Origin of the sequence: Maribellus luteus, assembly GCF_003576475.1 — a bacterium.
GTDB classification, from domain to species: Bacteria; Bacteroidota; Bacteroidia; order Bacteroidales; family Prolixibacteraceae; genus Draconibacterium; species Draconibacterium luteum.
The window spans coordinates 1-555 of record NZ_QWGR01000212.1; the positions used below are offsets into that span (position 1 = coordinate 1).

The following is a 555-nucleotide window of genomic DNA, read 5'->3' on the forward strand; positions in this document are numbered from 1 at the left end:
CGCTGGCGGATCGAGGGCATTGGCGACACCGGCGAACTGGTGCGCCAGCGGTTCGACCAATTGTCGACGCTTGCGGCCAATGACGGCGATCCCGCCAATGCCGCCCAGCTCGATCGCCGCGCGCGCGAGGATGCCGCGCTCCTCACCAATTTGCTGCGGGGGGCGGGCTATTATGATGCGCAGGTCTCCACCCGGATCGAGCCCGGTGACACGCCGACCGTGGTGTTACAGGCGGTGCCCGGCAACATGTATCGCTTCGCCGATGTGACGCTGGACGGGGTCAAGGCCGCAGGCGACAAGGCGGGCGACTTGACCAAGGCCTTCGGGATCAAGCCTGGCGATCCGGTCGATGCCGACCAGATCGTCGCCGGCCAGGCGGCGCTTAAATCCGCGGTGGGCGAGGCGGGCTTTCCCTTCGCCAAGGTCGGCGATCCGCAGATCGTGGTCGACCATGCGACCGGAACCGCGACGATCGACCTGGCGCTGCAACCGGGAACCGAGCGTCGCTATGGCCGGATCGTCGCGACCAACGACCGGGTGTTCGACGCCCATCAT

1 protein-coding gene is annotated in these 555 nt (G+C 67.4%); it reads left to right on the top strand.

The window, feature by feature from the left end; all coding sequences use genetic code 11:
* Positions 1 to 555 (top strand): POTRA domain-containing protein (locus tag D1614_RS28635; RefSeq protein ID WP_206610197.1); only part of this gene is annotated, 555 nt, incomplete at both ends.